The sequence below is a fragment of the Oleiphilus sp. HI0043 genome, from assembly GCF_001634935.1.
On the sequence record NZ_LWEY01000623.1, the window covers coordinates 1 to 1,471 of the forward strand.

The following is a 1,471-nucleotide window of genomic DNA, read 5'->3' on the forward strand; positions in this document are numbered from 1 at the left end:
GCTTGAAGCATTGCGCTACCTGAGCGGAAGCCGCCAGAAAAGACAAGTGGGGCGGTAGCTTACAAAATAGAATGCGCTTTGTATTAGAGGTTTACCGTGCTATTCGTGAAGCCACAGATGATAATTACCCAATTGGCATTAAATTAAATTCTGCTGACTACTCGAAAGGAGGGTTCTCTCATGAAGAATCTATGGAAGTAGTCGAAACCCTTGCAAAAGCGGGAATTGATTTACTGGAAATTTCCGGCGGCACCTACGAAAGCCCAAGCATGGTAGGTCATAACATTAAGGAATCAACACGCCGACGCGAAGCATACTTCATAGAATATGCAGATAAAATCCGCGAGCGCGTTTCAATTCCACTTGTCGTTACTGGCGGCTTCCGCTCAGGTAGCGCAATGCTTCAAGCCTTAAAGAGTGGCGCAACTGATTTTATCGGTTTGGCTCGACCGCTCTCTGTTTATCCCGATTTTCCCAATGAGCTAATAGCAAATCCCGAGCACAAGATTGATATACCGAAACCCAGCACTGGCGTGAAGTTTATCGATAAAATGACCATGCTTGATATTACCTGGTACGAATCACAGCTTGCGAGGCTATCTAAAGGCAAACAGGCCATACCTGATCAGACAGCCTGGATATCTGTGGCTCAGACGCTCTCAGGCCTGGGAGTTCATGCCTTTACAAAAAGGCGTGCTTAGTCGCTCAATCTGATTATTTCGCCTCGATCGATATAGGTTGCCGAGCATTTCCTCATTAGTGGTATAGCTTTAGGCAACCTTTCTTATTTGTAAGGTATAAGCTAAGTGAATAGATATTCAAATTGTATTTTGCAGGTATAATAGCGACTTCGAGATTCTATTTAAGCAGTCATAAACCTCTATGGTTGAGCCAGTACTCCAAATTAAGCAGCTATCTTGTGAACGTGAAGACCGCATTCTGTTTTCCGGGCTAGAGCATAGTTTTCTTCCTGCCACGATAACGCAGCTCGAAGGCCCTAATGGTGCAGGTAAAACAACCTTGCTACGAATTTTAGCTGGCTTATTCACTTCATATGACGGCGTAGTTAACTGGCAGGGCGAAGCTCTATATAAATCCCAGCTTAGTTTCCAGTCTCAGCTTCTTTTTATTGGCCATAAATCTGCCATTAAAACCAGCATGACACCTTTAGAGAATCTGCGTTATCTACTTGGCTTGCGACAAACAGTTGTAGAACAACAGCTATGGAGCGCGCTCAGCTCAGTCGGCTTAGAAGGGTATGAACATGTTCTATGCCGCAATATGTCAGCAGGTCAGCAGCGTCGCGTAACTCTGGCGCAATTATATCTCTCTGAGGCAAAGATCTGGATTCTTGATGAGATCTTTACTGCCATCGATAAGCAAGGCGTTGCCCAGTTTGAAAATTTGTTGTTAGAAAAAGCAATTAGCGGTGTCACAATCATTCTTACAACACATCATCAGCTTTCTTTAC

General features: G+C 44.3%; 1 protein-coding gene and 1 pseudogene. Both read left to right on the forward strand.

Annotated features, from left to right (window positions below):
• Nucleotides 1–47: 47 nt before the first annotated feature.
• Nucleotides 48–701 (forward strand): annotated as a pseudogene (locus tag A3729_RS07610) (NADH oxidase); the annotation flags it as partial.
• 181 nt (nucleotides 702–882) lie between these two features.
• Nucleotides 883–1,471 (forward strand): cytochrome c biogenesis heme-transporting ATPase CcmA (gene ccmA, locus A3729_RS07615; protein ID WP_068633544.1); only part of this gene is annotated, 589 nt, incomplete at its 3' end.